2 protein-coding genes and 1 pseudogene are annotated in these 2,245 nt (G+C 45.5%); 2 read left to right on the forward strand and 1 reads right to left on the reverse strand.

What is annotated here, in order from left to right:
- A partial coding sequence (locus GZ1_RS17600; protein ID WP_157074401.1) for an IS630 family transposase occupies positions 1–540 on the forward strand: 540 nt, incomplete at its 5' end.
- Positions 541–719: 179 nt separating this feature from the next.
- On the opposite strand, the pseudogene GZ1_RS17605 reads toward GZ1_RS17600, so the two are convergent.
- A pseudogene (locus tag GZ1_RS17605) lies at positions 720–1,596 on the reverse strand (IS982 family transposase).
- A 325-nt stretch (positions 1,597–1,921) separates the two neighbouring features.
- Between GZ1_RS17605 and GZ1_RS17610 the strand changes: the two are divergent.
- Positions 1,922–2,245: UPF0236 family transposase-like protein (locus GZ1_RS17610; protein WP_255211323.1), on the forward strand; the 324-nt coding region annotated here is incomplete at its 3' end.

Genomic DNA, 2,245 nt, shown 5'->3' on the forward strand with positions numbered 1-2,245 from the left:
AAAAAAAACTTAATGGATCCTGATTCGGTCTTGTTGTACCTTGATGAAACCCATATCCGCTCTTACCATGTCTTGCGGTCCACATGGTCGGAAGTCGGTCGCCCAAAAAAAGTGCCGACGTTCGGCCATCATGCCCACGCATCGCGGTTTGGCGCGGTCAACATCCACGATGGCGAAACGGTGCTTCATCAAACGACTGCCGCCAATGCCGCGACGTTCTTGGATTTCTTGAGAATGCTCAAAGAGCGCGATCCGGACCGTCTCATGGTCTTGGTGTTGGATAACGCCCGCATTCACCATGCCAAAATGGTCAAGGAGTTTTTGCGGGAAGAAGGGCAGTGTTTTCACTTTATTTACCTTCCTCCCTATTCGCCACAGCTGAACCCGATCGAACGCTTATGGAAATGGCTGAAAGATACGGTGATTGCCAATGTATTTCACAAGGATCGCAACGATATCATTCAAGCTATTACTCGGTTTGTCAACTACATCCACGAACGTCCGGAGGAAGTGCTGCAGCGCTTAGGGTATGCAGGATGACTGAGAAGTTAACTCTTCATGTTGCATGTATATAAAACCCATTTGTATTGTTAAGGTATACCTTAATTAGAAATAAATGCGAGCGCTCGTATAATATTATCTTGTTAACTACTAAAAAAGTCAATACAATATTTATAATTTTTTAAAAAATATATATAACCCGTGGTGCTAGTTGAACTTTAACGCTCAACTAACCCAAGAATGACGAGTGAATAAGCGAGTAAAATGCCATCCAAAGCTGATTCAAATCTAGAAACAGAGTTGGATCGAATCTCTGTGATCCGGTACTGATCAATGAGAACGGAAAACACGGTTTCAATGACTTTGCGCTTTCGTTTCATCCATCGTTTCCATGCTTTCGATTGATGGATTTTCTGGTTTTTCCGAACGGGCGTCCAAAAAGTGATCTTGTATTCATCATACAGCTTCTTTTGCAAGTCTTGGCTCACATATCCTTTGTCACCAAGTGTATACGGACGAGGAAGTTGGACCATCACGGTTTCCGCAGCTGTCCGGTCGTGACAGGATGCTTCGGTGACGACATATCCCATCGGAAGCGCTTGGTCAGTGATCTGGAGATGAAGCTTCAATCCATAGTAAGCCATCTTTTTGGATGCGCAATACCCAATATCGGCGATTCCTTGAAACCGTTTGACGCGATATATTCGTGCGTGGTGGCAGAGTTCAATGGGTGAGCTATCCACTACCGCATAAGCATGATGTTGCCCACGTTTGGCTAGTTGACATCGGATCCATTTGACGGCAAAGCCAAGATTTCGACAACGACGGTTATATCGAGAGCGTTCAGGAAATAAATCTTTCGAAAATAAGTTTCCGATCACAAATCGGTGCCAAGCTCGTTCGGATGTAAAACCTAACAACTTTCCAAGAACATGGACGGCGATGATGGCCTCATCTTTTTGCTTCAACAAATGGCGATTTCGGCGTTGTAAATACATCTGAAAAAGACAATTGTCCAGATACAAAGAATAAAATCGCTGCATATTGTTTTTGAATTTTCGCTTCGTCTGTTGTAAAATGAAAGTGCACTTGCATGTGAACTCTCCTTTTGAATGTTTGGTAGCACTTTCATTTTAAAGGAGATCCTTCATGCAAGGGCTATTTTTATACTTATCTCATTTTATCTAGCACGTGTGAGTAAAATATTTGTGGGTGACATTCTGAAATGATCCTCGACGAGGGTTGCGAACTCTTGTTCGTGACGCTCGTCGGGGCCACCAAGCGAAGCGCGGTAGAACAAGCAAAGGTCATGCAAAAAGGACTCTCTCCCTGCTATGATGGTGATTGACCACATCAACCGAAAACAGGAGGGAGAGAGTCCATGAAACATCTTACCACAGAATGGCCTTTATGAAAAGAGTTGGAGGAACAATTGTTGAGAACCCTTCAAAAGGGGTTCGCGGTCTTGTTGGCCGCCCTTTTGGAGGAGATCGATCAACAACTGGCGGAAGCGCGGGACAAGCAGCGGTATCAGCTGAAAGACAAACGGCCGACTACGATCCAAACGCTGTTTGGGGAAGTGACATTCCGCCGGAACGACTACTATGATCGGCAAACGGGGGCGTATACGTTCTTGCTGGATGCCGAACTGGGCTTTGATGGAGCCCAATCGATCAGTCCTTGCCTCGAGGAAACAGCGGTCGAGTTGGCCGTAGAGTGCTCTTCCTACCGCAAAGCCGCTCGC

Source organism: Geobacillus zalihae NBRC 101842 (assembly GCF_001544135.1).
GTDB lineage: Bacteria > Bacillota > Bacilli > Bacillales > Anoxybacillaceae > Geobacillus > Geobacillus zalihae.